The 2,094-nt window shown below is 75.1% G+C and carries 3 protein-coding genes; all 3 read left to right on the top strand.

Going from position 1 to position 2,094, the window contains the following annotated elements; translation table 11 throughout:
• Window positions 1-778 (top strand): ABC transporter ATP-binding protein (locus tag C1I98_RS38250; protein ID WP_146607908.1); only part of this gene is annotated, 778 nt, incomplete at its 5' end.
• On the top strand, window positions 768-1,451 hold the full coding sequence (locus C1I98_RS38245) for an ABC transporter ATP-binding protein (RefSeq protein WP_111172106.1): 684 nt from the start codon (window positions 768-770) through the stop codon (window positions 1,449-1,451). The genes C1I98_RS38250 and C1I98_RS38245, both read left to right, overlap by 11 nt.
• On the top strand, window positions 1,448-2,094 hold a 647-nt coding region (locus C1I98_RS38240; RefSeq protein WP_146607907.1), incomplete at its 3' end, for an amidohydrolase family protein. The genes C1I98_RS38245 and C1I98_RS38240, both read left to right, overlap by 4 nt.

Here is a 2,094-nt window from a genome sequence, read left to right as displayed (position 1 = left end):
CGTGTCCGGGGGCGCCGCGCCTCCCGCCGTCACGGCGCCCCCGGACACGAGCGGGCCGCACGCCCTTCGGATCTTCGGGGTGAGCGTGCGGTACGGGCAGGTGGTCGCGGTCGATGATGTCGCGCTCACCGTGCCCGCCGGAGGCGTCCACGGCCTGGTCGGGCCGAACGGCGCGGGCAAGTCCTCGCTGGTGGACGCGATCAGCGGCTTCGTCCCCGCCGGGGGCGGCACGGTCGAGGTCCGCGGCGTGCAGGTGGCCGGGCTGTCGGTGCACCGGCGGGCCAGGGCCGGGCTGCGCCGGACGTTCCAGCAGGACCGGGTGCCGGTGGGACTCACCGTGCGCGAGTACCTGCGGTTCGCCTCCCGCCGCCCGCTCGATGACGCCGAGCTGGCCGAAAGGCTGGCCGGGCTGGTCGCGGTCGCGCCGGGCGACCCGATCGCGGCGCTGGACGTGGGCACCCGGCGGCTGCTGGAGGTGGCCGGCACACTGCTGGCCCGCCCGGCCGTCGCGGTGCTCGACGAACCGGCCGCGGGGCTCGGGCACGCCGAGAGCGAACGGCTCGGCGCGTGGCTCGCGCAGGTGCCCGCGCGGTACGGGGCCGCGGTGCTGCTCATCGAGCACGACCTGGACCTGGTCAGGGCGGCCTGCACGGGCGTGACCGTGCTCGACTTCGGCGAGGTGATCGCCGAGGGGCCGCCCGCCGAGGTGTTCGCCGAGCCCCGGGTGCTGCGGGCCTACCTGGGCGAGGAGCCGGAGGAGGCGACCCATGGATCTTGAGCTGCGGGACGTCAGCGTGGCCAGGGGCGGCCCGCCGGTGGTCAGGGACGTGACGCTGACCGCCGGCGAAGGCCGGGTCACCGTCCTGCTCGGGCCGAACGGCGCGGGCAAGACGACGCTGCTCGAAGCGATCTCGGGCGTCGTCCCGGCGGTCAAGGGCGAGATCGAGCTGGGCGGCCGGGTGCTCACCGGCTGGCCGCGCACCCGCCGGGCCCGGTACGGCCTGGCGCACGTCGAACAGGGCCGTGCCGTGTTCGGCACCCTCACCACCCGCGAGAACATCGCGCTGGTCGGCGATCCCGCGCTGGCCGTGAAGCTGTTCCCCGAGCTGGAACGCCGGCTCGACGTGCGGGCCGGGCTGCTGTCCGGCGGCGAGCAGCAGATGCTCGTCCTGGCCAGGGCCATCCTGACCGGCCCCGTCGCGCTGCTGCTGGACGAGATGTCGCTGGGCCTGGCCCCCGGCATCGTGCGCCGCCTGCTGCCGGTGATCAGGACACTGGCCGACGAGGGCTGCGCGGTGCTGCTGGTGGAGCAGTTCGCGCACGCGGCGCTGGCCCTGGCCGACACGGCGTACGTGCTCGCGCACGGAACGATCACTTACGGCGGCGACCCCACACCGCTGCGTGAGTCCGATGCCGCGCTGAAGCGCGCCTATCTGGGAGATGATTCGTGAACCAGGCAGATCTGCTCTTCTTCAACGGGCGCGTGCTCACCATGGACCCGGCGCGGCCGTACGCGACCGGGCTGGCGGTGCGCGGCGGGACGATCGCGCACGTCGGCGACGCCGCGGGCTGGACCGGCGCGGAGGTGGTGGACCTCCGTGGCCGCGTCGTGCTGCCCGGCATCAACGACTCGCACCTGCACGCGTGCGGCTACGGTCTGCACCGCCCGCCGTTCTGCCTGGACGTCGCGGTCGGCTCGATCGCCGAGGCGCGGGAGCGGGTCGCCGAGGCGGTACGCCGGGCCGGGCCGGGCGAGTGGATCCGCGGGACCGGCTGGAACCCGGGTCAGCTGGCCGAACGCCGCCTGCCGACGAAGGGCGACCTGGACGACGTGGCCCCGCACCACCCCGTGGTGCTCCAGGACTACTCCGGCCACGAGACGTGGGCCAACTCCAGGGCGCTCGAACTGGCCGGGGTGTGCGGCGAGGGGCTGTTGCACGATGGGGACCAGGGGCTGGTGCAGCGCCTGGTGCCGGCTCCGGCGGGCGGCATGATCCGGGTGCTGCGGGAGGTGCTGGCCGAGCTGAACGGGTACGGCATCACCAGCTTCACCGAGCCGGGGCTCGGGCCCGGCGGCGGGGAGCTGTTCGCGGG

It is taken from the genome of Spongiactinospora gelatinilytica, assembly GCF_003236385.1.
GTDB classification, from domain to species: Bacteria; Actinomycetota; Actinomycetes; order Streptosporangiales; family Streptosporangiaceae; genus Spongiactinospora; species Spongiactinospora gelatinilytica.
This window is presented reverse-complemented; position numbering and strand designations above follow the sequence as displayed.